Origin of the sequence: Bacillus sp. FSL M8-0071, from assembly GCF_037975455.1 — a bacterium.
Lineage (GTDB): Bacteria > Bacillota > Bacilli > Bacillales > Bacillaceae > Bacillus > Bacillus subtilis.
In genome coordinates, this window is the sequence record NZ_CP150256.1 from 3,281,775 (window position 1) to 3,307,689 (window position 25,915).

26 protein-coding genes and 2 riboswitches are annotated in these 25,915 nt (G+C 44.3%); of the genes, 10 read left to right on the top strand and 16 right to left on the bottom strand.

The features are described from left to right. Positions 1 to 90: 90 nt before the first annotated feature. A riboswitch (cobalamin riboswitch) is annotated at positions 91 to 230 on the bottom strand. 152 nt (positions 231 to 382) lie between these two features. Then, positions 383 to 1,174, top strand: a complete 792-nt coding sequence (locus tag MKX71_RS17070) for an SDR family oxidoreductase (RefSeq protein WP_015384617.1) — start codon at positions 383 to 385, stop codon at positions 1,172 to 1,174. Positions 1,175 to 1,211: 37 nt separating this feature from the next. On the opposite strand, the gene MKX71_RS17075 is transcribed toward MKX71_RS17070, so the two are convergent. From MKX71_RS17075 to sigO, 5 genes are all read right to left on the bottom strand, one after another. Next, positions 1,212 to 2,090: an SMP-30/gluconolactonase/LRE family protein gene (locus tag MKX71_RS17075; RefSeq protein ID WP_003228493.1), complete on the bottom strand. Its 879-nt coding sequence runs from the start codon at positions 2,088 to 2,090 to the stop codon at positions 1,212 to 1,214. A gap of 71 nt (positions 2,091 to 2,161) precedes the next feature. Next, positions 2,162 to 3,904 carry a two-component system sensor histidine kinase YvrG gene (yvrG, locus tag MKX71_RS17080; RefSeq protein WP_032726840.1) on the bottom strand — a complete coding sequence of 581 codons (1,743 nt, stop codon included), beginning with the start codon at positions 3,902 to 3,904 and terminating at the stop codon, positions 2,162 to 2,164. Beyond that, the gene (gene yvrH, locus MKX71_RS17085; protein ID WP_003243545.1) at positions 3,901 to 4,614 is read right to left on the bottom strand and encodes a two-component system response regulator YvrH; all 714 of its coding nucleotides are present in this window, start codon (positions 4,612 to 4,614) and stop codon (positions 3,901 to 3,903) included. The genes yvrG and yvrH overlap by 4 nt, the downstream gene beginning before the upstream one ends. Before the next feature lie 152 nt (positions 4,615 to 4,766). Continuing rightward, complete coding sequence (rsoA, locus tag MKX71_RS17090) at positions 4,767 to 5,006, bottom strand: sigma-O factor regulator RsoA (protein WP_003228484.1); 240 nt, start codon at positions 5,004 to 5,006, stop codon at positions 4,767 to 4,769. Positions 5,007 to 5,009: 3 nt separating this feature from the next. Continuing rightward, positions 5,010 to 5,540, bottom strand: coding sequence for an RNA polymerase sigma factor SigO (sigO, locus tag MKX71_RS17095; RefSeq protein WP_339231372.1), 531 nt, complete (start codon positions 5,538 to 5,540; stop codon positions 5,010 to 5,012). A gap of 201 nt (positions 5,541 to 5,741) precedes the next feature. Between sigO and MKX71_RS17100 the strand changes: the two genes are divergently transcribed. The 3 genes from MKX71_RS17100 (at position 5,742) to rsiO (ending at position 7,642) form a co-directional block, all read left to right on the top strand. Next, a complete protein-coding gene (locus MKX71_RS17100) occupies positions 5,742 to 5,894 on the top strand; it encodes a YvrJ family protein (protein WP_003244090.1) in 153 nt (50 codons plus the stop codon). Between the two features lie 119 nt (positions 5,895 to 6,013). Continuing rightward, positions 6,014 to 7,171, top strand: a complete 1,158-nt coding sequence (gene oxdC, locus MKX71_RS17105) for an oxalate decarboxylase (RefSeq protein WP_339231374.1) — start codon at positions 6,014 to 6,016, stop codon at positions 7,169 to 7,171. A gap of 60 nt (positions 7,172 to 7,231) precedes the next feature. Then, the gene (gene rsiO / locus MKX71_RS17110; RefSeq protein WP_046381322.1) at positions 7,232 to 7,642 is read left to right on the top strand and encodes an acid stress-sensitive anti sigma factor RsiO; all 411 of its coding nucleotides are present in this window, start codon (positions 7,232 to 7,234) and stop codon (positions 7,640 to 7,642) included. Between the two features lie 33 nt (positions 7,643 to 7,675). Here the strand turns inward: rsiO and MKX71_RS17115 are convergent, their stop codons facing one another. From MKX71_RS17115 to MKX71_RS17140, 6 genes are all read right to left on the bottom strand, one after another. Beyond that, positions 7,676 to 8,905: an ABC transporter permease gene (locus MKX71_RS17115; protein WP_213377084.1), complete on the bottom strand. Its 1,230-nt coding sequence runs from the start codon at positions 8,903 to 8,905 to the stop codon at positions 7,676 to 7,678. After that, complete coding sequence (locus MKX71_RS17120; RefSeq protein WP_014480848.1) at positions 8,898 to 9,587, bottom strand: ABC transporter ATP-binding protein; 690 nt, start codon at positions 9,585 to 9,587, stop codon at positions 8,898 to 8,900. Before MKX71_RS17120 ends, MKX71_RS17115 begins: the two co-directional genes overlap by 8 nt. Beyond that, a complete protein-coding gene (locus MKX71_RS17125) occupies positions 9,571 to 10,764 on the bottom strand; it encodes an efflux RND transporter periplasmic adaptor subunit (RefSeq protein WP_015251242.1) in 1,194 nt (397 codons plus the stop codon). The genes MKX71_RS17120 and MKX71_RS17125 overlap by 17 nt, the downstream gene beginning before the upstream one ends. Positions 10,765 to 10,934: 170 nt before the next feature. Continuing rightward, on the bottom strand, positions 10,935 to 11,744 hold the full coding sequence (locus MKX71_RS17130) for an ABC transporter ATP-binding protein (RefSeq protein ID WP_038429611.1): 810 nt from the start codon (positions 11,742 to 11,744) through the stop codon (positions 10,935 to 10,937). A gap of 15 nt (positions 11,745 to 11,759) precedes the next feature. After that, a complete protein-coding gene (locus tag MKX71_RS17135; RefSeq protein ID WP_181217437.1) occupies positions 11,760 to 12,770 on the bottom strand; it encodes an iron ABC transporter permease in 1,011 nt (336 codons plus the stop codon). Further along, positions 12,770 to 13,816: an iron ABC transporter permease gene (locus MKX71_RS17140; RefSeq protein WP_169072850.1), complete on the bottom strand. Its 1,047-nt coding sequence runs from the start codon at positions 13,814 to 13,816 to the stop codon at positions 12,770 to 12,772. Before MKX71_RS17140 ends, MKX71_RS17135 begins: the two co-directional genes overlap by 1 nt. Before the next feature lie 204 nt (positions 13,817 to 14,020). On the opposite strand from MKX71_RS17140, the gene MKX71_RS17145 reads away from it, so the two are divergent. After that, positions 14,021 to 14,968, top strand: a complete 948-nt coding sequence (locus tag MKX71_RS17145) for an iron-hydroxamate ABC transporter substrate-binding protein (RefSeq protein ID WP_339231378.1) — start codon at positions 14,021 to 14,023, stop codon at positions 14,966 to 14,968. A gap of 234 nt (positions 14,969 to 15,202) precedes the next feature. Here the strand turns inward: MKX71_RS17145 and MKX71_RS17150 are convergent, their stop codons facing one another. Both MKX71_RS17150 and sspJ read right to left on the bottom strand, forming a co-directional pair. Beyond that, positions 15,203 to 16,612 carry an amino acid permease gene (locus MKX71_RS17150; RefSeq protein ID WP_003228445.1) on the bottom strand — a complete coding sequence of 470 codons (1,410 nt, stop codon included), beginning with the start codon at positions 16,610 to 16,612 and terminating at the stop codon, positions 15,203 to 15,205. Between the two features lie 103 nt (positions 16,613 to 16,715). Further along, positions 16,716 to 16,895: riboswitch (Lysine riboswitch) on the bottom strand. Between the two features lie 116 nt (positions 16,896 to 17,011). Then, positions 17,012 to 17,152 carry a small acid-soluble spore protein SspJ gene (gene sspJ, locus MKX71_RS17155; protein WP_003221612.1) on the bottom strand — a complete coding sequence of 47 codons (141 nt, stop codon included), beginning with the start codon at positions 17,150 to 17,152 and terminating at the stop codon, positions 17,012 to 17,014. Positions 17,153 to 17,318: 166 nt separating this feature from the next. Here sspJ and MKX71_RS17160 point away from each other — a divergent pair, with 166 nt between their 5' ends. Together MKX71_RS17160 and MKX71_RS17165 are read left to right on the top strand one after the other, a co-directional pair. Continuing rightward, on the top strand, positions 17,319 to 17,801 hold the full coding sequence (locus MKX71_RS17160; protein WP_003228444.1) for a metal-dependent hydrolase: 483 nt from the start codon (positions 17,319 to 17,321) through the stop codon (positions 17,799 to 17,801). 99 nt (positions 17,802 to 17,900) lie between these two features. Beyond that, positions 17,901 to 19,754, top strand: a complete 1,854-nt coding sequence (locus MKX71_RS17165; RefSeq protein ID WP_038429615.1) for an LTA synthase family protein — start codon at positions 17,901 to 17,903, stop codon at positions 19,752 to 19,754. Positions 19,755 to 19,782: 28 nt separating this feature from the next. Here MKX71_RS17165 and MKX71_RS17170 read toward each other — a convergent pair whose 3' ends face one another. Continuing rightward, positions 19,783 to 20,709 carry a substrate-binding domain-containing protein gene (locus tag MKX71_RS17170; protein WP_043858963.1) on the bottom strand — a complete coding sequence of 309 codons (927 nt, stop codon included), beginning with the start codon at positions 20,707 to 20,709 and terminating at the stop codon, positions 19,783 to 19,785. Between the two features lie 110 nt (positions 20,710 to 20,819). On the opposite strand from MKX71_RS17170, the gene modA reads away from it, so the two are divergent. Both modA and modB read left to right on the top strand, forming a co-directional pair. Beyond that, positions 20,820 to 21,602 (top strand): molybdate ABC transporter substrate-binding protein, encoded by a 783-nt coding sequence (gene modA, locus MKX71_RS17175; protein ID WP_015251237.1) that lies wholly within the window; start codon positions 20,820 to 20,822, stop codon positions 21,600 to 21,602. Then, entirely contained in the window at positions 21,574 to 22,266 is a 693-nt protein-coding gene (gene modB, locus MKX71_RS17180; protein WP_014906541.1) for a molybdate ABC transporter permease subunit, read from the top strand. Before modA ends, modB begins: the two co-directional genes overlap by 29 nt. 30 nt (positions 22,267 to 22,296) lie before the next feature. Here modB and pgoN read toward each other — a convergent pair whose 3' ends face one another. Further along, on the bottom strand, positions 22,297 to 23,127 hold the full coding sequence (gene pgoN / locus MKX71_RS17185) for a glyoxal/methylglyoxal reductase (protein ID WP_029318405.1): 831 nt from the start codon (positions 23,125 to 23,127) through the stop codon (positions 22,297 to 22,299). 222 nt (positions 23,128 to 23,349) lie between these two features. Here pgoN and yvgO point away from each other — a divergent pair, with 222 nt between their 5' ends. Further along, positions 23,350 to 23,835 (top strand): stress response protein YvgO, encoded by a 486-nt coding sequence (gene yvgO / locus MKX71_RS17190; protein WP_014480858.1) that lies wholly within the window; start codon positions 23,350 to 23,352, stop codon positions 23,833 to 23,835. 43 nt (positions 23,836 to 23,878) lie between these two features. Here the strand turns inward: yvgO and MKX71_RS17195 are convergent, their stop codons facing one another. Then, complete coding sequence (locus MKX71_RS17195; RefSeq protein ID WP_015714699.1) at positions 23,879 to 25,891, bottom strand: Na+/H+ antiporter; 2,013 nt, start codon at positions 25,889 to 25,891, stop codon at positions 23,879 to 23,881. Between the last annotated feature and the right edge of the window lie 24 nt (positions 25,892 to 25,915).

The following is a 25,915-nucleotide window of genomic DNA, read 5'->3' on the forward strand; positions in this document are numbered from 1 at the left end:
AAACGAACTAAAAAAGCATCTCTACGACGGTAAAGATGCTGTAAACAACACAAAAAAGCCTATTGTTTACACATCATCTGTCCTCGCAGAATTCGTGCTGATCAAACAGGCAGGTATCCTGGCTCTTGGCGCTTGGCCAATTACAGTGGCGGGACCGCACCGGCTTTTACCGGTTTCCCTTTTAAGCCGGCTGTTGTTCACGGACCGGCACCTATTTGACATTCGTATCCTTTTTTCGGAGTAATTATACTATATGACTGACAGGCTTGTATATGCGTCCTGAATGACTTTTCCCCGTATTATGCATGGGAGCAAAATCCTCGTAAACACTAAATTTGATCTTGTATACTTAATACCATCATCTACAAAAGGAATGATTCTTATGGATTTACAGCTAAAAGACAAACTCGTCTTAATCACCGGCTCGACGTCCGGCATCGGGAAAGCCGCCGCAAAAAGCTTTCTGCAAGAGGGTGCGGCAGTCATTGTCAACGGACGCAAACAGGAGACTGTCGATCGCACCATTGAAGAGCTTTCTGGCTATGGAACAGTGCACGGTGCTGCTGCCGATTTGTCAAAAACAGATGAAGCAGCGGCTTTTATTGAAAAAGTAAATGAAATCGGTGATATCGATATCCTTGTCAACAACCTTGGTTTCTTCGAGGTAAAAGACTTTGCTGATGTGACAGATGAAGAGTGGAATCAATATTTCGAAGTGAACGTGATGAGCGCCGTTCGGACAAGCCGTCACTTCCTTCCAAAAATGCTTGCCAAAAACAGCGGCCGCATTTTAAATATTGCAAGTGAAGCAGGCGTCAAACCGCTGCCAACGATGATTCCATACTCAATGACAAAAACGGCGCTGATCAGCCTTTCAAGAGGAATGGCTGAAATGACAAAAGGCACAAATGTGACGGTTAACTCAGTGCTCCCGGGACCTACTTGGACAGAGGGCGTGGCATCCTATATGGAAGGCGCCGCACAAGCAGCCGGCCAGGATACAGACACATTTATCAAAGACTATTTCAAGGTCAATGAGCCAACCTCGCTTATTCAGCGATACGCGACAGCAGAAGAAGTCGCTAACACAATCGTATTCCTCGCGTCTGACGCCGCATCCGCCATTAACGGCACGGCACAGCGTGTGGAAGGCGGCATTATCCGTTCTCTGTAGTATAAAAAAACGCATCCGTGTTTCGGATGCGTTTTTTTTATACGTCTCCAGCAAATGGTACCGGCTGATATCCGCCTGTTTCCAGTTGTGCTGAAAACAACCCTCCAGCGTGAGGCTGCTCGTATCTCTCTTTTTCTGTCATTTGTTCTGTTGCCGTTGTAATGTAAAGGGTTTTTAAGTCTCTGCCGCCGAACGCGCAGCACGTGACATATTTAGCCGGCACGCTGATTGAATTGATTTCTTTTTTCTGAAACGGGTCAATGTGAACAACGCGGCTGCCGCCAAACAGCGCCACCCACAGCATGCCATTTTGGTCAATTGTCATGCCGTCCGGTAATCCGTCTGACTGATCAAAACGATAGACAGGTTCTGGATTCGAAACATCTCCGCTTTGAGGATCATAGCTGTAACGCACAATCTCCTGCGTCGGCGTGTCGATGTAATACATCAAATTCCGCTCGCGGTCCCAATCCAAACCGTTTGAGGTGGAGACTTGATCCTTGATTTTGACAAGACTGCCGTCTAGATTCAAACGGTACAGCGACGCCTGTTTTTGCTCGCCTTCCATGCTCGTCGTCCCCGCCCAAAGCCTTCCGTACGGGTCACATTTAGCATCATTAAATCTCAGGCTCTCATGCATGTCCTTCGGCTGTTTAATTTTTTCCAAGCTGTCATCCCGAAGATGATACAGGTAAAACCCGTCCTTCATCGTCATAATCAGTTCATCCTTTGAATATTTCGCAAGCGCCGTCACAAAGGATTTGAATTTGATTGATCGGTTGATTTTTTCTTCAGGGTCAAAGATATGGAGCTCGCTCCCCAGGATATCAACCCAATATAAGCGGCCGTTTTCTTCATCCCATAACGGGCCTTCTCCAATCACTGCCCGAGTGTCTGCTTCCAATACTGCATCCATGTGTTACACCTCTTTAGCTTCAGTCTATATATTGTTATTCCCGGCAAAGAGGTGTCCAAACCACTTGATGTTTATTGTTTTTTAAAAAGGATGGTAATGACCGTTCCAATGTTCATTCTGCTGTTCACATGTATCGTTCCGTTATGCAGATGGACAAGCTCCTTGGCAATCGCGAGCCCGAGACCCGTTCCGGCAGTTGAATCTTTTGTGTTCGTCCCTCTGTAGTAACGGTTAAACAAATGGGTAATCGTTTCTTCATCCATTCCTTTCCCATTGTCCTTCACCTTTAAAGATATATGATTTTTTGTTTGCTCCAGAATGACTTGAATCTCTGTTCCTTTGTCGTTGTGCTTCACGGCATTCCCAAGGAGGTTTTCTAATATGCGCCTGAACCACGCTTCATCAAGGGCAAATTCAATATGCTCTTCTTTGGATACAAACGAGATATCATAGCCTTCAGAAAACGGATTTTTCTTAAAATCCTCAATGACATTTTTAAAAAACGGGATAAGGCTAGTGAGATTTCTCTCAATAGGAAGAGCATCATTTTTCAGCCGATACGTTAAATTTAAGTCTTCAATCAGCTTAGACATGTATTCAGATTTTTCTCTGACAACCTGCCCCATTTCTTTCACTTCTTCCGGCGACCAGTCATACTGCTTCGACTCGAGCATCATGCTGTAGCCGTAAATGCTGCTGAGCGGTGTTTTTAAGTCATGTGACAAACCGGCAATCCATTCTTCCCTTGTCGCCTGGATTTTTTCTCTGTTTCTTTTATCCCTTCTCAGCGTTTCAGTCAGCTGATCCATTGATTCAAATATCTCACCGAAGAAGCGGTACGGCTGTTTGATTTTTCCCTTTTTATTTTTGCTGACAGGACGGCCTTCCCGGTTTCTAGGTTCCTCAAGCTTCCCTTTTGACAGATTGACCAGCCATCTAATCGTGTGAAAAATCGGCAGCCCGAATCGGAACATATACCAAACGGTCATCCAAATGATATACATGAACAAAACGGCCATCACGAGAAACATCGCTTTTAATACAACCTTCAGGAATGATTTGTTAAACTCCTGATCGGTTACATAGACTGGGTTTGGCACCGTAGCGACCATCCATCTGTCTTTATTGAGGATCTTAACGGAAATTTCCCGCTTATAGTTCCAAGGCTTAGAGCTGTATTTAAGCAGCTCCAGCTGGTTCATCGTTTTTCTTTCGCTTTTTGTGCTGTTGATGCTGTCGAGAATCTTTCCATTGCTGTCTAACAGGTAAATGGCGCCTTTTTTCCGTTTAATATAGTCGATGGTACTAGACTTATAGTGCGCTAGTGAGTCTATCTTTTGTTCACGCTTTTCAACGGAAGTCAGGAGCTGTTCACTTTTTGATTTCCAGCCGGACAATAGAAGATACGACTTATCTTCAATATTGATGGCCCAATAATTCAGTTTATAGTTATGAAGCTTTTTGGTTTTATAAATAGACAAAAGCTCTTTCTTGGTATAGGTGCCCGGCACGTCTTTTGGCACGCCGTAGGAATAATCAGTGTTTCCTTCCGAATCAATGATTTGCATCCAGCCGTGCTGTTTATCAACAGATTTCTTCAGGAAATTATCCACTTCCCATGTCCCGTCTTCGTTTACATCGAGATATGCCTCAAGTGTGTCGGTCGTTGCTTTCGTCAGCCCTGAATTGGATTCCGCATCGCTAAAACGGGCGTCTAAATAGAAAAACGATGCAACAAGCATAACCGTAAGCAGCAGGATCACAATCAGCATCTGGCCGAAAAAGTGAAACAAAAACTTCCATCTTAACCTCATGACCGCTTGCCTTCAGGATTTGGGATAAAACGATAGCCGAGACCTCGAACGGTTACAATATACTCCGGATTGCTCGGATCGCGCTCAATCTTCTCCCTAAGCTTGCGAATATGAACCATGACGGTGTTGTTGTCACCGTAGGAAGGATAGCCCCATACTTTTTCATATATTTGATCTTTGGAAAGCACCACGTTAGGGTGTTCACAAAAATACTGCAAAAGCTGCAGAAGCTGGGCTGAACAGGCAACGGCTTCCCCGCCTACGATCAACTCGGCATTTTGCGGAGAAAAAGTAAAGTAATCATATGTGTAGGTTTGATTTGAACTCGTTTCTTTCGATTGATATGTACGCTTGAGATGCGCTCTGATCCGCGCCGCTAATTCCAGCGGATTAAATGGTTTTGTGATATAGTCATCAGCTCCAACCGCAAAGCCCGATAATTTGTCCGCGTCGGATGATCTTGCCGTCAGGAAAAAAATCGGAGCGTCTGAATACTCTCTGATCAATGTGCAGGCTTCAAAACCGGACATTCCGCCCATCATGACATCCAGCACAATCAAGTCAACCTTATTGGCCTTCACAACGGGAATCGCTTCTTCTGCGCTTGCCGCATCCAGTATATTTCGATAACCTTCTTTTTCGAGAACGCGTTTGATCATGTCCACAATCGCTTTCTCATCGTCTACGATTAAAATTGACGCATTTTCCACTTTTATGTTCCTTTCTGTCACTGTTTTTTTTCATCTTATCATTATATCGTTTATTTATGGTACATTTTTGAATACATTGGAGCTTGGCAAATCAAAACAGCAAAAAAGGAGCAAACAAGCGCTCCCTTTTGATGTTTTTTCATATGAAAATATTATGAGTTCTCATCCACCATGTACAAAATAAACTCCCAAAACCCCGGTACATCCTGACATAAAAGCATATCAGCCTTTTCAAACATTTTGATCTTCAGCTCTTGCTCTAAATCTTCTCTTTCTTGATAGGACGTATTGCTGAGTTTTTTTCTGATCATCGGTGAAAAGCATGCAATCAGGTGCTCAATGTCATAAGTCTCGTCTTTTTGTTTCTTTTTTTGTTCAAACTGGCCGTCCACAGCTTACTTTTCCCCCTTTTTTTGCGCCGCTAGCTGCTTTCTGATATTCTCCAGCCCCTTTTTATGAATGTTGGAGATGTTTTGTCGGGACTCCCCTAATGAATCTGCAATCTCCTGCATCGTGGCACCGTGAAGATACACTTTCGTCAGCACACTTTTTTGTTTGTCAGTCAGATTCTGAATCGCTTGGTAGAGCTGATAATCCTGAACATGCTGGCTCAAATCATCCTGCCTGTCTAAAAATTCTTCAAATGCATCGCTTCCTGTTTCGGAAGGAAGCCGATCTCCTGCCTCCGGATGATCAACCGTCAGCGGATACCGTTTTTGATTTTTGCGAACCCGCTTATCAAAATCAATAGAAAAGATGCGAATCATTGAATTCATATACTTGACGATGCGGATTTCTTTATAAAACTGCTTAAATAGCTCGTCCAATGATTTTGCATCTTTTTCGTTAGGGCTTTCCATTACTTTTTTGAACAAACGGTAATGCTGAGGATTGCTCAAAAAATGCTTCACGATGGGATGCTTCATTATCTCCTTACATTTTGACCGTAAAAGACTTTGATAGTCCATCAAACCGCCTCCCTACTAAATTAAATGAAGGAAAGCAAAAAAAAGTAAACTACTACTTTCCGACTAGTGTCTTCCAAAATACTTTGCAGCAGTTTACGTTTTATCGGTTTTCCTTCACTTACATACATGACTGCAGAAAAAGAAGGGAGGTATTTTCCTATGGATCAGGTTTTTATAGAGGAAGTCGTAAAACAGATCGGCAATTTGGGGTTTCCCGCGCTGATTGCAATGTATCTGCTGACCCGATTCGAAAAGAAGTTTGATCAACTAATAGAACTAATGACAGAACTGAAAGATCATGCAAAAAAATAATTTTTCAATCGAAGTTGACTTTTCACTGGTTTTTTTCACTTAACAAAACAGAAGGGAAAACGAAAGGCCTTTCACCTTCTCTTTCTGCTATCACATTAAATTTAAGGAGGAAATATTTCATGAAAAAACAAAATGACATTCCGCAGCCAATTAGAGGAGACAAAGGAGCAACGGTAAAAATCTCGCGCAATATTGAAAGAGACCGGCAAAACCCTGATATGCTCGTTCCGCCTGAAACCGATCATGGCACCGTCAGCAATATGAAGTTTTCGTTCTCTGATACTCATAACCGATTAGAAAAAGGCGGATATGCCCGTGAAGTGACAGTACGTGAATTGCCGATTTCAGAAAACCTTGCATCCGTAAATATGCGGCTGAAGCCAGGTGCGATTCGCGAGCTTCACTGGCATAAAGAAGCTGAATGGGCTTATATGATTTACGGAAGTGCAAGAGTCACAATTGTAGATGAAAAAGGGCGCAGCTTTATTGACGATGTAGGTGAAGGAGACCTTTGGTACTTCCCGTCAGGCCTGCCGCACTCCATCCAAGCGCTGGATGAGGGAGCTGAGTTCCTGCTCGTGTTTGACGATGGATCATTCTCTGAAAACAGCACGTTCCAGCTGACAGATTGGCTTGCCCACACTCCAAAAGAAGTTATTGCTGCGAACTTCGGCGTGACAAAAGAAGAGATTGCCAATTTACCTGGCAAAGAAAAATATATATTTGAAAACCAACTTCCTGGCAGTTTAAAAGATGATATTGTGGAAGGGCCGAATGGCGAAGTGCCTTATCCATTTACTTACCGCCTTCTTGAACAAGAGCCGATCGAATCTGAGGGAGGAAAAGTATACATTGCAGATTCGACAAACTTCAAAGTGTCTAAAACCATCGCATCAGCGCTCGTAACAGTAGAACCCGGCGCCATAAGAGAACTGCACTGGCATCCGAATACCCACGAATGGCAATACTACATCTCCGGTAAAGCTAGAATGACCGTTTTTGCATCTGACGGCCATGCCAGAACGTTTAATTACCAAGCCGGTGATGTCGGGTATGTACCATTTGCAATGGGTCATTACGTTGAAAACATCGGGGATGAACCGCTTGTCTTTTTAGAAATCTTCAAAGACGACCATTATGCTGATGTATCTTTAAACCAATGGCTTGCCATGCTTCCTGAAACATTTGTTCAAGCGCACCTTGACTTGGGCAAAGACTTTACTGATGTGCTTTCAAAAGAAAAGCACCCAGTAGTGAAAAAGAAATGCAGTAAATAAAAGACTTGCGGCTTGCAGAGAGCACTCGTTCTCTGCAAGCCTTCATAAGGAGCTGAACCAGTGAAACATCAAAACCCTTCAAAACGCTTATTGCGGCTCTCCATAAAGTACTTGCTGGCCGCAGCAGCAGTGGTGTTGACCTATTTTGCTGTCATCTATATATTGTTTTCTTTAGCGGGAACGAGCTACCGCTCAGCAGCTCATGTCCTGCTTTTTGCCATGGTATTCCTTGTTCTCGGATTATGCTTTGAACCATTTGAACGGCTGATGATACATAGCTTTACATTTTTCAAGACAGGAAAACGTCTATTCATTCTCCTTGCCGGCATCGTACAGCTGCTGTTTTTGTGGATGACTGCTCACACAACAGACCAATTGATCAGCGACATCTGGCTGTCCACCACAGAAGAAATGATTGTCGCAGCCGTTTTTTTGATTTTAGACAAATGCAACTCGGCTCTTCCCAGCTAAAAAAAGAACGCATTCCAATTGGATGCGTTCTTTTTATTCATAGCGAAGCGCGTCTACAGGCTGAAGCTTCGAAGCCTTGATAGACGGAAGCAAGCCGAAGATAATGCCGACTGCCATTGAAAAGATGAGTGCTCCGACAACAGCTGGAATGGAGACGATAAAAGGCATCGGAAAAATGACCGTCAGCAGCTTGGCGATGCCGAAGCCCGCCAGCACACCGAGTATTCCGCCAATGCTTGTCAGCACGACAGCCTCGGTTAAAAATTGAAATAAAATCACACGCCGCTTAGCACCGAGCGCTTTCTTAATTCCGATTTCCCTCGTGCGCTCCGTTACGGAAACGAGCATAATGTTCATGACGCCGATACCGCCCACCAAAAGTGAAATACTGGCGATTCCGCCAAGCAGCAATGCAAATGACTGATTAAAGGACTCCACTTCCTGCGCGATCTCCTGAAGATCCATTACACTGTACTCTGCTTTTTCCAGCTCAGCTTCTGACAGTCCCTGATTTAAAAGATCTGCAGCCATTACACCCGCTTCTTGGATATGCTCAGAAGAATCAGCCTGCACGGCAATCTGCGTCGGCGCGTCAAATCCTTCAATAAGCGGCCACACTTTTTTCGGCACGTACAAAACCGGGTTCGCATAGTCGCCTTCAAACATGCTTTCCTGTTGATTTTTTTCTTTAAAAACACCGATGACCTTAAACGGCACACCATTCATCTCAATGTTTTTATGCAGAGCTTCTCCGTCTGGAAACAGTTCATCTCTGACAGCTTCATTGATCATCACTACTTGGTGTGTGCTGTTTAAATCGTTTTCCGTTAGCTTTCTCCCTTCGGTTATTCGGATTGGAAACATGTCGAAGTAATCATCGTCCACTCCATACACTTGGGGATACGAAACGTTTGTTAAATGAAAAACGCTCGCGCCTTCTGACAAGTAATATAAGGATAATCCTTTGACCATCGGATCTGATTTGATCGCCTTTACTGTTTCTTCCGCTACAGGCGGCGCGGACGCATACGACACCTGAGGGCCGCCGCTCTCCTCTTCTCCGCCAGACGGCTGGTAGACAACGTTGATCGCGTTGTTTCCCATGCCGATCATACTTTGCTTTAATTGCTCACTTTGGCCCTTCAGCATTGAAACAATCGCGATGATTGCCGCTATGCCGATAATCACGCCGAGCATTGTCAGAATGGATCTTAATTTATGAGAGAAAATGGATTGAAAGGAGATTCGAATATGTTCAAGCATGGCTGATATCCCCTCTCTCATCTAATACCAGCTCTCCGTCTCTGATAAAAACGGTTCTGTCAGCTTTTTTGGCGACGTCCGGGTCGTGGGTTATCATAATAATGGTCTTGCCTTCCCGATGCAGTTCAGAAAACAGTGACAAAATTTGTTCACTTGATTTGGTATCAAGCGCCCCGGTCGGTTCATCAGCTAAAATAAACCTCGGCTGATTGACAAGGGCCCTCGCTATCGCCACCCGCTGCTTTTGGCCGCCGGACAGCTTAGGCGGTTTGTAGGAGACCCTGTCTTTTAATCCGACTTTTTCCAGCGCTTCATATGCCCGTTGCCTTCTCTCTTTTTTCTTCACTTTATTGTAGATCATCGGCAGCTCGACATTTTGCAGCGCGGTGAGACGCGGCAGCAAATGAAAAGTTTGAAATACAAACCCGATTGATTCATTGCGAATTTCAGCTAAAGCCCCGTCTTTCCCTTTCAATATATCGATCTGGTCAAGCGTATAGGTTCCTGAGGTTGGCCTGTCCAAACAGCCGATAATATTCATTAACGTTGACTTTCCAGAACCGGAAGGCCCCATAATAGCTAAAAACTCCCCCGCCTGAACAGTCAGATTGATATGTTTCAAGATTGGAACTTCTTCTTTTCCCAGCTTGTACGACTTCGAAATATTATTCAGTGTCAGCATTGACTGTAACCTGCTTTCCTTCCTTGACCGCGGGATCAGGATAGATCACATAATCTTCCGGCGTCAGGCCGCTCTTAATTTCCACCATGTCATTTTCATCAGTCTCTCCGATTTCAACAGGCTGCTTAACCGCTTTCTGATTCTCATCAGCTTTCCATACGTACGGTTCGCCGTCATCCTGAATGACCATGTCGGACGGCAGCTTGATCGTGTCCGCATCAGCATTATCACTCATCACTTCGATGTTGACATGATAGCCGACTTCAAGACCTTTATGGCTGTCTAATAAAATGGTGAAAGGATAGTTAGAGGACTGGGGATTCATTTCTTCATCAGCAAAGCTTTCTGATTCTTCACCCTCGCCTGCTCCCGCTGGAAGCTTGCCGATCGAGGTGACCTTTCCTTTCCACTCGCCCTCACCGCCTGTTTTCAGCGTGACCCTGACTTTGCTGCCTTTTTTGATCGTGTCCATTAACAGCTCATTGATTTGGCTTTTGACCAGATATTTGCCTGTCGAAACAATCTGGATATACGGGCCTGCTGCCTGGTCGCCTGTTGCACCGTCAGCGATATCCTGATTGACGCTTTGAACGATTCCGTCATGCTTGCTTGTAATGACATTGGAACCTTTGTTTTTCGTCAGGCCAGCCAGTTCTTTTTGATGCTGCTTCAGTTCAAGCTGGCTTGTTTTCAAATCGAAATTGGCTTGGTCAAGTTCATCTTGAAGCTGGGTTTTCTCTTCTTTCCCTGCAACTTTCAGCTTCTTTTCCGTTTCCGTTATTGATTTTTGCAAACGGTTGATTTGCAGATTTGTCATTTCAATTTGCAAATTGGCTTGCTCCACTTCATCAGAATGATCCTCGCCCTCATACTCAAAAAGCTTATCGCCCTTTTTAACCTGATCGCCTTCTTTGACGTATGTTTTTTTAATGCTGCCTTTTTCTGAATCTATGTATACTTTCTGCTGTTTCTCAGGTTCAACCTTTCCAGAAAACGTTTGGCCTGATTCTGAATCTCCTCCCATGTATACCGCGACCGATTCAGCATAGGGCTCCGATGATACGGCAACTTGGTTCATGTGAGTAAAAAAGTAAAAACCGCCAGCGCCGATCCCAGCCAATACAAGCACACCGGCACATATCGCACCGCCAATAAGCCATTTTTTCTTCTTGGACACAACGATCTCCTCTTTCTGTAAACTATGTAATATTTTCGAAACATTCTAACCAATATTATCTATTAATTCAAAAAGACTTGCAATCCTTTTATTGAAATGACGGAATCAAATAGAAAAATTGTATTTTCAAAGCCGAATAAAAAAAATCCCGGCTTCAAACCGGGATTTTTTCATACAGTAACTAGCTCTTTTTCATTTTTAATCAAGTCATATGTCAAGCATACAGGTTTATTTGTACGGGGATCAGTCACGATTTCGGCATCAATCTGAAATACCTGCTTCAAAATGTCTGGTGTCATGACCTCCAGAGCAGTTCCTTCCTTGATGACCGTGCCTTTTTTGAGCGCGATCATATAATGAGAAAAACGAGCTGCATGGTTAAGATCATGAATGACCATTAAAATCGTCCGCCCTTGCTCTTTGTTGAGTCTGTCAAGCAGCTGCAGAATTTCAAGCTGATGTGCAAGATCAAGATACGTTGTAGGTTCATCCAGCAGAAGCAGTTCCGTCCCTTGCGCAAGCGCCATGGCAATCCACACGCGTTGACGCTGTCCGCCTGACAATGCCTCAATCGGCCGTTCAGCATATTCAGCCATGCCTGTTTCTTCAAGCGCCCATTTGATAATCCGTCGGTCTTCGTCATTTAATCTGCCGAATCCTGATTGATGCGGAAACCTGCCGTACGACACCAATTCGTGCACTGTTAGGCCGCTCGGCGCTTCAGGTGTCTGTGGAAGAATCGCCATATCTTTTGCAATGTCCTTTGTAGACATTTTATGAATCGCTTTGCCGTTTAAATAGACGGCACCTGCATGTGAACGCATAATTCTGGACATTGTTTTTAAAATCGTTGATTTCCCGCAGCCGTTCGGGCCAATTAAGGTGGTAATTTTCCCTTTAGGAATCGATATATTTAAATCCTCTACAATCGCCCTGTCGCCATAACCGATTCCAAGCTGTTCCGTTGATAATGAATTCATATTCGGCCCCCTCCTCTAATTCGCTTTCATCAATAAATAAATAAAGTAAGGCGCACCTAGCACGGAAATGACAAGTCCGACCGGAATTTCTGATGGTGCCAATACATTTCTCGACAGCGTATCAGCAAGCAAAAACAGGAATGAGCCGATGAAGGCGGAGACCGGTATCAGCGTCTGGTGACGTGGACCGGTCAGCCTTCTAGCCACATGCGGCGCGATCAATCCGAGAAACGCAATGCCCCCCGCAGCTGCCACGCATGAAGCGGCAAGAGTGACCGCTGCCAGAAGAAGAATCCGTCTTTCCTTTTCAACAGCGGTGCCCAGCCCGGTCGCCAATTGGTCTCCGAGCTGCATAATGTTCAAATAGCGTGCCTTATATAAAGTAAACAGAAGCAAGATCACAATCCAAGGGAGAATCGCCCAGATCATATTCCAGTTCGCCCCCCATATTGAGCCGGATATCCAAACCGCGGCTTGCATAAAATCATGAGGGTCCATCTTAAGCTGAAAAATCAGCAACAGGGCGTTGAACCCGGCATTCACCCCTATGCCGACTAAAATCAGCCGAATCGGTGTCACGCCTTTTTTCCATGCCAGAATATAAATGAGAAACGCAGCGAGGATTGCTCCTGCCAAAGCACTGAACGGCAGCATAAATGTTCCGAAAAAGCTGAGATCTGAAGCTGACCCTTGAAAAAAGTATATAAAAAGCACTACAGCAAGTGAACCGCCGGCGTTAATTCCGAGAATACCAGGCTCGGCAAGTTCATTTTGAGACACGCTTTGCAAAATGGCTCCAGCTACGGAGATCCCTGCTCCAACAAGCAAAGAAAGGATGATCCGGGGCAGCCTGAACTCAAATAAGACAAGTTCATCACGCGCCGTTCCTTGGCCGAAAAAGACCTGAAGCGTTTTAAGCGGTGCAATTTTGATAACGCCCAAATTGAGACTGATAAAAAAGACCACCACGATAAGCAAAAAGGTCACAGCCATTACAATGAGCGGTTTGTTTGTTTTTGTTTTCATTACAGCCCTCTCCTTTCACGACGTGCCAAATAAAAGAAAAAGGGAACGCCGATAAGAGAAGTCAGCGCGCCGACAGGCGTTTCAAAGGGCGCATTTACGAGTCTGGCCGCTATGTCAGCAAAAACAAGCAAAACAGCACCGAGCACCGCCGAGCAAGGAATGATCCACCGATAATCCACACCGACCAAAAAACGGGTAATATGCGGAATGATCAGCCCGATAAATGCAATGGTGCCGGCAATGGAAACCGCAGCTCCGGTCAGAATTACTACAATAAGCATGCCAACCAGTTTCACCGCTGATGTATATTGTCCAAGCCCTTTTGCCAGATCGTCACCGAGACTTAACACTGTAACAGACCGGGCGATGAAAAACGCGAGCGTTAAACCGACAGCCCCTGCAATAAGCAAAAGCTGGACCCCCGACCATTTCACACCCGCTACCCCGCCTGCGTACCAAAAGCTGATATCCTGAGCGACATCAAAGCGGATTGCAATGGCAGTTGAAATGCCGGTAAAGAAATAAGTAACTGCCGTACCCGCCAGAGCAAGCTTTACAGGCGTAAGTCCGCCCCTTGAAAACATGCCTATGCCCATTACCGTCGATGCCCCCAGCCCCGCTCCCGCAAAGGACCATAGCACAAGCCCCATTGCAGAAAGCCCGGGAAAAAAGGCAAACGCAATCGAAACCGCAAACGCAGAGCCTGAAGTCACACCCATAATCGAAGGCTCTGCCAAAGGGTTTCTCGTCATCCCCTGCATGATTGCTCCCGACACTGCCAACAATGCGCCTACAAGCGCGGCAGCCGCCGTTCTCGGCAGCCGAAGATCATGTATAATTTGGTGAGATGTCTTTGTCGGCTGATAATGAAAAATGGCGTCCCATACAGTGCGCAAATGAATATCCGCTGCACCGAGAGATATGGATAAAAATGCGCCAAGGCAAAGCAGGCATAGACCTGCAATAAGGACGATGACCGCGCCATATGTCCTTGACGTCCATTGGATTTCTTCTGATGCAGTCTGTATATTTTTATGTTGACTCAACTGCCGTACTTCCTTTCTTACTGATAATGATTATCAATTGCTGTTTCAGTATATCACTTTTTTCAGCTGATTTAATAGAGTGTTTTGAACAAAAATGAAAATGCATTTGCAAAAATATCGTGTCAACCGGCACTTGCAGTGGTATAATCACAGATGATAATGATTCTCTTTTTCATCTATTTTTTTAGAAAGAAGGTATGAGATATGACCCATATATACAAGAAACTCGGAGCCGCGTTTTTTGCCCTGTTATTGATTGCAGCGCTGGCAGCCTGCGGGAATAACTCAGAAAGCAAAGGTTCTGCCTCTGATTCAAAAGGCGCAGAAACCTTTACATACAAGGCTGAAAACGGAAGTGTAAAAATCCCGAAGCATCCTAAACGGGTGGTTGTCATGGCAGACAGCTATTACGGCTACTTCAAAACACTCGGCATCAACGTTGTCGGTGCGCCTGAGAATGTATTTAAAAACCCTTACTACAAAGGAAAAACCGATGGCGTTGAAAACATCGGAGACGGCACTTCGGTTGAAAAGGTCATTGATTTGAACCCTGACCTGATTATCGTCTGGACAACACAGGGCGCTGATATTAAAAAGCTTGAAAAAATTGCGCCGACTGTCGCAGTAAAATACGATAAGCTCGACAACATCGAACAACTGAAAGAATTTGCAAAAATGACGGGAACTGAAGATAAAGCTGAAAAATGGCTGGCCAAGTGGGATAAAAAAGTTGCGGCCGCTAAAACAAAAATCAAAAAAGCGGTCGGTGACAAAACCATTTCCATTATGCAAACGAACGGAAAAGACATTTACGTATTTGGTAAAGACTTTGGAAGAGGCGGAAGCATCATTTACAAAGACCTCGGCCTGCAGGCTACAAAGCTGACAAAAGAAAAAGCCATTGACCAGGGGCCAGGTTATACAAGTATTTCATTAGAGAAGCTCCCTGACTTCGCCGGAGATTACATTTTCGCGGGCCCATGGCAATCAGGCGGTGATGATGGCGGCGTTTTTGAAAGCTCCATTTGGAAGAACCTGAATGCCGTTAAAAATGGCCATGTCTACAAGATGGATCCGATCGGTTTCTATTTCTCTGACCCGATTTCATTAGAAGGACAACTGGAGTTTATTACGGAAAGCTTGACTAAATAAACAAAAGAGCCGCCTGCCCGCGGCTCTTTTGCTTATTTATAAGGAACGGCTCAATTTGAATCATATCGGATATTTTCTTTGAGCCATTCATATTAAGCTGCATCCTCATCACGATCAGTTTTTTTATGCTGGAGAGACTGAAAAACGTTTTTTGCATATTTAACGAACGGATTCCTAACAGGAGAAATTGTGATTTTATAAAAAAGACACCTGAGCAAATCAGGTGTCTTTTCATTATGCTTGTTTTTCTTTCTGGAACTTTTTACTCACAAATGGATAAACGATTAAGCCGACAAAGAATAAACCGATGCCGAGGATAAATGTCGTTAAATCTGCTGTGCCTGTTACGATAACAAACACGGAGTATGCACACGCCAGTATCGCGATCAATCCGTCTCTTACACGGGAGCCTTTCAGCTGGTCATACGTTTCACCTTTGATGACTACCTTCAAGCTGTAGATTGCAGATACTAGATACGGAATTAAATATGCGAGTGTAGCTGCTGTCGTTAAAAATGTAAATGCGTCACTTATTGTCCGGGAAATAACCGAGAAAATGAAGACCTGTGACATGACGTTTGTAATAATGAGTGCAATGACCGGACTTCCCTTTTTATTTGTTTTTGCAAAAAATGCCGGAAAATCTCCTGCTTTAGCGGCTTGGTATGGCACCTCAGAGCCGAGCAAAATCCAGCCGAGCATCGTTCCGAATAAACAAAGGATAGCCAAAAGCGCCATAATCACGCTTCCCGCGTTTCCAACAATCGCATAGAGTACATCAACAAATGGTTTTTCAGAGCCGACAAGCTTATCATGCGGCAGAACACCCATCGTAATTAAAGTCACAATAATATATATGCTCAAGGCAATCAGCAAGCCGGTAATTGTCGCACGTTTCACATCACGCTGAGAGCGCGCACGGCCGGACAGGATCACCGCGGATTCAATTCCGACAAACGCCCACAGTGTAGAAATCGCGGCGTTATGAACCTGGCCGCCAATTCCAATGCTTGTGCCGTTTTCTCCTTGAACCGGGAAATAAAAATGACCGAATAATGCCGTTTGAAACACAAACAAACCGGCAACGATAAAGAAGACAAAACCTAATACTTTAGAAAGCGTTGTGACAAAGTTTAGTTTACTTGCGCCGTTAATGCTGGCAACAAGAATCGCGTGCGTTCCCCATAACAAGATCGTACATACGGCAAACGTCAGTAATTGGCCGAGTGTCACCTCTTGCCCGCCGATCGAAAACATCTCACGTTTATCAACCAAGATCGGGAAGAACGAAGTCAAGTAACCGGCGAGACTTGTGATGATCGCCACGTTACTGATCCAGCTCGCCACCCAGTAGCCCCACACCATTGTGAAACCGGCAGCGTTGCCTTTTTTCGGGTCAGAAAACAGCGCTCTTGCATAACTTTGCGGTCCCGCTGTCAGTTCAGGCTTGCGAATGGACAAGTGTCCGAACACAAGTGCAATCATCAGCACGCCGGCACCTGTCAAAAGCCAGGCGGACGTAGCTCCAAACGGACTCGCAATTGAAGCAAGCGAGCTCGGCAAGGAGAAAATTCCTGATCCAACCATATTTCCAACGACAAACGCCGTTAATAACCAAAAACCCCATTTTTTTGTCTGTTCCATTCCAGTACCTCCATGATTCTTTGTACGGACCAGACCCCGAGATCATATAAACGCAAAAAAAGCCTGAACAAAAGTCCATGCTTAAAGAAACACACACCCTTGATCTCCGGATAGCCCTCCGCGAAAAAGCACGCGGCAGTCCTGCACTTATTCAGATACAGTCCCAGCATAGAGAAGGATCGGCTTTCTCCACACTTCGGCGCTGATGCCTTTTACACATGTTTAACAGCCCCTGTCAGCCTGGCATGTGTGACTTATCATCCGCGCAACCTCTACCTCACTGAGAAAGAGTGAGGATTTAATTATTCAGTTACTCCCAGAAGGTTATCAAAGAAAGGATGATCTGTCAAAGGGAACAGATGGAAAATACGGATAGAGCCAAGCCCTATCCGCATGTGATTATCGATTATTTTTCTTTTTTTGCACAGCTTCTTGAAGCGGATCATCTTTTAGAGCTGAACCAGCATCTTCAAGAGCTCCTTGGATTACGTTTTTTTCTTTTTCGGAACGTTTTCCTTTATCTTTATTAAAGAAACCCATTCGTATCACCTCTTTTAAAAAATAGGTACATGTTTAAGATGCCTCTTTTATGAAAAATTATGCGGGATATTTTTTATCGTCCAAAGTCCTGTTGATCAAACATACATTCTCTTGATATATTTGTAATTCAGAGATTTTTTGCAAAAGATAAAAGGAGAAGCGGCAAATGACAGGAAAAACACACATCATGGGAGGCATCGCTTCTTGTACGGCAGCGGCTTATTATTATGGATTTGATCCAGTGCTTATGGCTGCGTCAGGCGCGGTTGGAGCATTAATACCCGATATCTGCCACACACAAAGCAAAATCGGGAGAAAATTTCCTATTTTATCGAAAGTGGTCAGCTCCGTTTTTGGCCATCGTACATTTACACACAGCTTGCTGTTTATGCTCATCATGTTTTTTATCACTTCTACATACATTCCAGATAAAAACATATCAGCCGGCCTGATGATCGGAATGGCAAGCCACTTGATTCTTGACGCTTGGACGGTGAACGGAATCAAATTATTATTCCCTTCAACGATCCGCGTTCGGCTTCCATTATATATGAAGACAGGCAGTTTTTCTGAGCAGCTCGTGCTAGCTGGCCTGACCCTTGCTTCATGTTACTACTTTTATATGCTGTTTCATGGGCGCATGTTTTAAACATGAGTGCTGAGACTTGTCTGAACCGGCTGTTTTTAGTAGGTTTTACTTAAGAAGCATTTCATGCAGATGATCAAGAAAACGCGAGGAGTCATATTGATGAAAGGAACCTTTTTTCACAATCAGCGGTTTTTATGTTTTTCGATCTTATTTATGTGGATCAAAACGTATGTGATATATAAACTCGGCTTTGATTTGCAAATCGATACTCTGTTGGAGGAGCTAATGCTGCTGGTCAACCCGCTCAGCTTTATTCTTCCTTTATTCGGGATCGGCCTGTTTCTAAAAGAAAACAAGCAGCGGGCCTTTTTGCTGATCGCCAATTTGGTTCTGACTGTTATCTTGATCTCTAATACGATTTTTTACGGCTTTTATATCGATTTTATTACCATCCCGGTTTTATTTCAGGCCAGCAACATGAGCGATATGGGCAGCAGTGTAAAAGAACTGTTCCATCCTCTGTTTATCGCCCTGTTTGTGGATTTGGTTTTTCTGCTGCTGTTCGCCAGAAAAACCAAACACCCACAGACAAAAGCCGCTCCCCGCACGATCAAACGGTACTATGCAGCTTCCTGCGGCATGCTTTTATGCACACTGGCACTTGCAGAAGTACAGCAGCCGAAGCTTTTGGCACATTCTTTTGACCGGGAAATGCTAGTCAAAAGCATCGGTCTGTTTCAGTTCCATATTTACGATACAATTTCTCAGACTGTTAATATCAGCGCGAAAGCTTTTGCCGATGAAGACAGTATAACTGCCATTAAAAACTACACAGAGGCTGATTACAGCAAGCCTGATCAAAGCAAATTCGGTCTTGCAAAGGGGCGCAATGTCATCTTTGTAACACTTGAATCGACCCAAAGCTTTGTTCTGAATGAAAAAGTAAATGGAAAAGAAATTACCCCATTTATGAATGATCTCATAAAAAAAAGCTATTCCTTTGATCATTTCTATCAGCAAACAGAACAAGGAAAAACATCAGATTCAGAATTTATCGTCGCTAACTCACTGTATCCTTCCCTTAGCGGCGCCGTCTTTTTCACGAAAAGCGACCATCAATTTCATACGATGTATAAATCGCTGAAACAGCACGATTATTATTCAGCCGTCTTTCATGCTAACCATAAAACATTTTGGAACAGAGATGTCATGTACGATACGTTTGGCATTGACCGCTTTTTTGATGTTGATGATTTTCATGTCACTCCCGGGACATCGACAAGCTGGGGCTTAAAAGACAAAGAATTTTTAGAGCAGTCCGCCGAAAAGCTGAAAAGCCTGCCACAGCCGTTCTACAGCAGTTTTATCACGTTAACGAATCATTTTCCGTTTGAGATTGATGAAAAGGATCAGCTGATAGATGAATTCGATTCAAGCAGTGATCTGTTAAACCGCTATGTGACCACGGTTCGCTATGAGGATGAAGCATTGAAGCATTTTATCAAAAAACTGAAAGACGAAGGCTTATACGAAAATTCGATGATCGTATTTATGGGAGATCATTACGGCATTTCTGAAGCCCATAACGAGGCAATGGCTGAGTTTTTAGGGAAAGACGAAATCACACCGTATGACAACGTTCAGCTCCAGCGGGTGCCGTTTATCATACATATCCCGGGAATCACCGATCAAAAGCCGGAAACCATCCCTGATGCCGGGGGACAGGTCGACGTCAGGCCGACGCTGATGCATTTGCTCGGCGTTGAGACAAAAGGCGATATCCAATTCGGCAATGATTTGCTGTCGGGCGACCGCACCCCATTCGCCGTTCTGCGAAACGGCAGCTTTATTACGAACGATTATATATACACAAAGAACACGTGCTATAGCCAAAAAACAGGTGAAGTGCTGGAAGATCAGGATGCGTGCCTCCCTTATAAGGAGAAAGCAAACGAAGAACTGTCTTTCTCTGATAAAATTTTAAATGGTGACCTGCTCAGGTTTTCCGAATGAAAAAAATCCCTCTATCAAGAGGGATTTTTTACGTTTCCAATATCACCTTGCCAGTCAGCTTCGTTTCATAGCCGTTTAATTGAGACAAATTAGCCTTGTATTCCTCAGAATTCAAAATCTCCTTCACGGCCTTAAGCAGCTGCTCATGTTTTTTCAAAACGACAATATCATATTGTTCGTCGATGAGCGGGATAAAATCAACACTGCCCATATGTGCCGCGTGCTGCGCCCCGATTCCCGCGTCAGCCTGTCCGCTTGAAACTTGTGAAGCGACAGCGTAATGATCAGTCACGATATCGCCATATCCCACTACATCAGCCGGATTCACACCAAGCAAGCCAAGCTGTTCATCAAGGAGCACCCTTGCGCCAGAACCCTTTTCCCTGTTGATGATCCGGATATCGGCTCTTTTCAAGTCTTTCCAGCCTTGAATGTTTTTCGGATTCCCTTTTTGCACATACAGTCCTGCTTTGCGGAGAACGACATTGATGAGACAAAACGGTTCACCTGTCAAAATCCGTTTTACATAAGGCGCGTTATACTGGCCCGTTTCTGCATCGTACAAATGGAGGCTGACAATGTCACACTTGCCTTGATACATATCAATCAGGCTGTTTAAGCTTCCTTTGTATTTACGGAGCGGCGTCTCCTGAATGGCATTCTCCAAATGCTTGCTGAGGATATCCATCGAAATGTCCTGTCCGCTGATCATGACATTTGGTCTGCCGTCCGGCTCAGCCTCCTGCACCTGTTTCGGCGCTTCTTTTGCAGCGATGGGCTGAGACATTCTCATATTCGTTTTATATTGCTTTAAATCTTCTTCATCCACACGCATCTGCCTTCCGACACGGTAAGCAGGCAGCACGCCTTTTTTAATCAAGTCATAAACGGTCAGCTTTGATACCTTCAGCAGACCTGCAACTTCTTCTATCGTATAGGAAGAGGTTTCATTCATCATCATCACTCTCCTATTTTATTATACCTTTTCGCCGAATGTAAAAAAACCCACATAAACCAAACATATTCAGTTATAATTAGTTATATCTAATGATAAGGGGTGCAATCATGTTTAAGAAGTATTCTATTTTCATCGCAGCCTTAACTGCTTTTCTGCTTGTAGCAGGCTGTTCTTCAAACCAGTCTTCAACGGACAGCGAGAAAAAAGTAACGTTAACCATCTCAGCTGCCGCCAGCGCGCAGGATGCACTTGAGGAAATCCAAAAAAATTATGAAAAAGATCATCAAAATATAACCATCCAAGATAACTATGGCTCATCCGGCGCCTTGCAAAAACAGATTTCTCAAGGAGCAGGAGCAGATCTGTTCTTCTCAGCTGCTGAGGATAAATTTAAAAAGCTGGTGGATGATGGAGATATCGCAAAAAAAGACAGCACTGAATTAGTCGGTAATGAAATTGTGCTGGTCGTACCGAAAAACGGAGATTCACCTGTGACAAGCTTCAGCAATCTGGCTGAATCAGAAAAAATCGCTCTTGGCACTCCGGAATCCGTACCGGCAGGAGCTTATGGGAAAGAATCACTGACAAAGCTGTCTTTATGGGACAAAGTGAAGGATAAAATTGTGTATGGAAAAGACGTTCGCCAAGTTCTTTCTTATGTTGAAACCGGCAATGTAGACGCAGGTGTTGTTTATAAAACAGATGCCCTAGTCTCGAAAAAGGTCAACATTGTTGACGAGGCAAAAGCAGATACACACAGCCCAATTGTCTATCCGTTAGGAATCGTAAAAGATACAAAACACCGTAAGGAAGCGAAGGAATTTTACGAATACCTGCAATCTGATGAAGCAATGAAAGTATTTGAGAAATATGGCTTTACTGCCGAGTAGCATAAGCGCTTCAGAATTTTTCACACCCGTTGTGCTTTCCTTTCAGGTGGCGGCAGTTGCCGGAATTGTTGTCATTATTCTCGGAACACTTGCTGGAGCATGGATGTCACGGGCATCATTTTTCGGAAAAACGGCACTCGAAACATGTTTTATGCTTCCGCTCGTTCTTCCGCCTACTGTTGTCGGTTTTATTCTGATCGTCATTTTCGGAAAGCACAGCTTCATCGGACAAGCCATCGAGTGGATTTTCCAGCAGCCTGTCATTTTCACCTGGTGGGCCGCTGTGATCGCCTCGGCTGTTGTAGCCTTTCCGCTTATGTACCAATCAGCCAAAACCGGATTTGCTGACATTGATCCCGATATACAAGGTGCGGCAATGGTAGACGGCGCTAGCAGATGGAAAGTGTTTATCCATATCTCCGTCCCGCTTGCCTATCCTTCGTTACTGACCGGAAGCATCCTCAGCCTTGCGCGGGCGCTCGGAGAATTTGGCGCAACACTCATGTTTGCAGGAAACATCCCCGGTGTTACGCAAACACTGCCGACGGCGATATATGTCGCATTGGATTCCGGCAACAATACCCTTGCTTGGGCGTGGGTCGTCTGTATTGTTGTCATTTCCTTTTTGATGCTGTTTTTCATTCAACAGAAAAAAACGCACTAAAAAAACTCCCCATAACGGGGAGTTTTTTGATTAAAACAGAAGCTCATCAGGATTTGGGCCGACACGCTCATCTTTATTTAATGCGTCAATTTTGTCCATGTCTTCTTGAGACAATTCGAAATCAAAAATATCAGCGTTTTCGATGATACGGTGTTCTTTAATGGATTTTGGAATGGTTACAACTCCATGCTGCAGATCCCAGCGCAAAATCACTTGAGCCACAGATTTATTGTGTTTTTCAGCAATCTGTGTCAGTACTTCGTTATCCAAAAGCTGTCCCTGCATGAGCGGAGACCACGCTTCCAGCTGAATGCCTTGCGCTTTGCAGTAATCTCTTAATTCTTTTTGCGTCAAGCGAGGGTGAAACTCAACTTGGTTCACCATCGGTTTGATTTCAGCATCTTTCAACAGCTCTTCTAAATGATGAACTTGGAAGTTGCTGACGCCGATCGCGCGAATTTTGCCGTCTTTGTACAGCTTTTCAAGCGCGCGCCATGTATCTTTATATTTATCTTTGCCAGGCCAATGGATTAAATATAAATCTAAGTAATCAAGCTGCAGTCTTTCCAGACTCTTTTCAAAGGCAGCAAGCGTTGTTTCATAGCCTTGATCTTCATTCCACACTTTTGATGTGATGAAGAGCTCTTCTCTTGCCACACCTGATTCTTTAATCCCGATGCCAACGCCTTCTTCATTTTTGTAGATCGCTGCTGTATCAATGCTGCGATAGCCATTTTTAATTGCCGCTTTCACTGATTCAGTCGCTTCATTACCATTTTCTACTTTAAAAACACCCAGACCGAACCAAGGCATTTCAACTCCGTTATGTAACTTTACAGTATCTTTTAAACTTGTTGGCACTTGAACATCCACCCTTTCACTGAAATGTAAGCGTCTATATTATCTCACATTCCTCTCAGCCGATACCAATAATACGCTTAAGACCCTCTTTTTGCTTCTTTTTTCACAGCACAGGCAAATTCAAACACTATTTTTTTCCTATTTTAACAATATTGAGATTACAAATACATTGAGCAGGGTATGCGTGTAGTGTAACCAAATGAAAACAAAGGAGGAAACAACTTGAAACGTATTCGTATCCCAATGACACTTGCTCTTGGTGCCGCTTTGACAATTGCCCCTTTGTCCTTTGCTTCCGCTGAAGAAAATCCTGCTCCGAAGATGTCGCAGACAACTGCTGCTGGAACAACTGCCGCTGATGTAGGTTTAAACGTCAACCTGGATGTACTTGGAATTGCCAACCAGATTGCTGATGCCATCAAATCCGCACAGAATAGGGATGGCTTTGTGAAAAACCTCATGGAGTCTTCCTTCTACGCGTCCGGCCAAAAATATAACGTCATGGTCTTTAATTTAAGCCAGGAATATGAAGATCATTTGAACGGTGTGCAATTTTACGGCTCAGCCGTTTACGACGGCATTACGTATGGCATTTGGGTATTTGAAGACGGAACCTTTACAAACAAAGGCGATGGCGGCTGGATCAACTGGGCCTTCAGAGGCTGGTTCGACCGGGATGGCAGCACTGTCGCATTTCATCGCCCTTAATATAAAAAAAGCTGGCGCTCTAACGCCAGCTTTTTTTCTGCATTTATTCGCCGCCTTCAAGCATGGCGGCTTCGACATCATTAATGTATTGGCGAAGCTCATGGGAGATGTCCCGGGAAATTTCTCTTTCCTCGAAAAGTGTTTGAATTTCATTTCTGATCGCCTGTACAGCCTTCAGCTTCACTTCCAGCTTCTGATTTTCAAAATGGGCGCTTGATTTCAGCTCATGATGGCTGTGCTCCAGCCTGAAAATTAACTGTTTATAGAATGTAATGACAGATAAAAACACTTCTTTATGCTCTTCCGTCTTGTGTTTTTCCAGATATTCTATCGCTGCTTTTGCCGTTTTCACTCTTGTTGCCCGTATCAATCCCGCTTCATTTAAAATCGACATCTCCGGCTTTTTATGTTCACCGAAGAAAATCCAATACATCAGCCTCTTGAGCCTTGTTTTTGATAATCCGACTTTAAACGGGTTCGCATACAAAATTTCCAACTCGTTAAATCGTTCTTGCAGCACATTTGCTGTTTCTTCCGGGATGTCTCCCCGCTCCAGCATTTTCATCAGCGCCTCTTGCTCTGCCTTAACCCCTTGGGCACGGACTTTACGCTCGTGCTTTTTGATGCGATTAGACGATGTATATTGCTGAAAACGAAGATTTTTCATTTTCTCATTGTATTCAGCTATCACCGCAAGAGAGGCCGTTTTGTTTGTCTCATTCATGTCCTCTTTAATCGTTTGAAGGGCTGTTTTGATCAATTTGCGTCTCGCCGTCAGCAGCTTCTTGTTTCGTTCCTCGTCCTCTTCTTCTTTTTCAGTCAGAATCGGCAGCACAACGGTAGCAATGACAAGCGTGCATAAAATGACGCCGGCTGCTAAAAAGAGAATCAGATTTCTTTCCGGAAACGGCGTGCCGTCCTCCAGGAAATACGGAATGGAAAAAGAACCTGCAAGCGTTACTGCTCCACGCACACCGGAAATCGAAATTAACAGCGTCGAACGAAGACCCGGTTTATAGATGTTCTGATCTTTATTAAAGAACCATTTGCCGTTCCAGAAGAACAGCACCCACAGGAATCTCAGGAGCATTAACGTAAATGTGATGACTAGGATATAGCCGATCACCTTCATGTTGCTGATGGCAGTGTCGTTAAAGATAACAGAAATAACATCAGGGATTTGCGTGCCGAGAATAACGAAGACCAGGCCGTTCAAAATAAATAAAATAATGTTCCACGTACTTGAGGAGACGATTTGCAGCTTGATCATCGTAGATTCCAGACGATCCTGTTCAACCGCATGGGTAATACCGCCAGCCACAACAGCTAAAATGCCGGAAACGCCGATTTCTTCAGCTGCCAAATAAATCACAAACGGCGTCAGAATTTGAATCAGCATATGCATCGTGACATCCTGCATGCCAAGGCGGCGCAGAAATAGGCGAAAACGAATAATCAAAAATGAAATGACAACCCCGCACAGCAAGCCTCCGAGAGAAATAAAGACAAAGCTGACAGCCGCTTGTGCTAATGAAAATGCACCAGTCACTGCCGCTGCAATCGCAAACTTAAAGGCCACCAGACCTGATGCGTCATTCATCAGCCCCTCACCTTCCAGCAGGCGAAGAATCCCTTTTGGCATTTTCACTCTTCCTGATAATGCGCTGACAGCGACGACATCAGTCGGTGAAAGAATGGCCGCAAGTCCAAAGGCCGCTGCCAGCGGAATAGCAGGAATCATCCAGTGAATCGTGTAGCCGCCTACAATCACAGTCGCAAATACAAGGCCGAGTGCAAGCAATAAAATCGGAGCCCTTAAATTCCAAAGCTCTGCCCGCGGTGTCCTCTTTCCATCATTAAATAGCAGAGGCGCGATAAACAGAACAAAAAACAATTCGGTGTTTAATTCAAAATGAAGTCCCTGTGGAAATGAGGCGGCAAGAATCCCAAGAGCCACTTGAATCAGCGGCACCGGAATAAACGGAATAAACCGGTTCACGATATTAGAAATCGCAATAATCGTTAATAATACGAGCACAACTAAAAATATGTCCAAATGCATGACCTCCTTCGTCTGTTG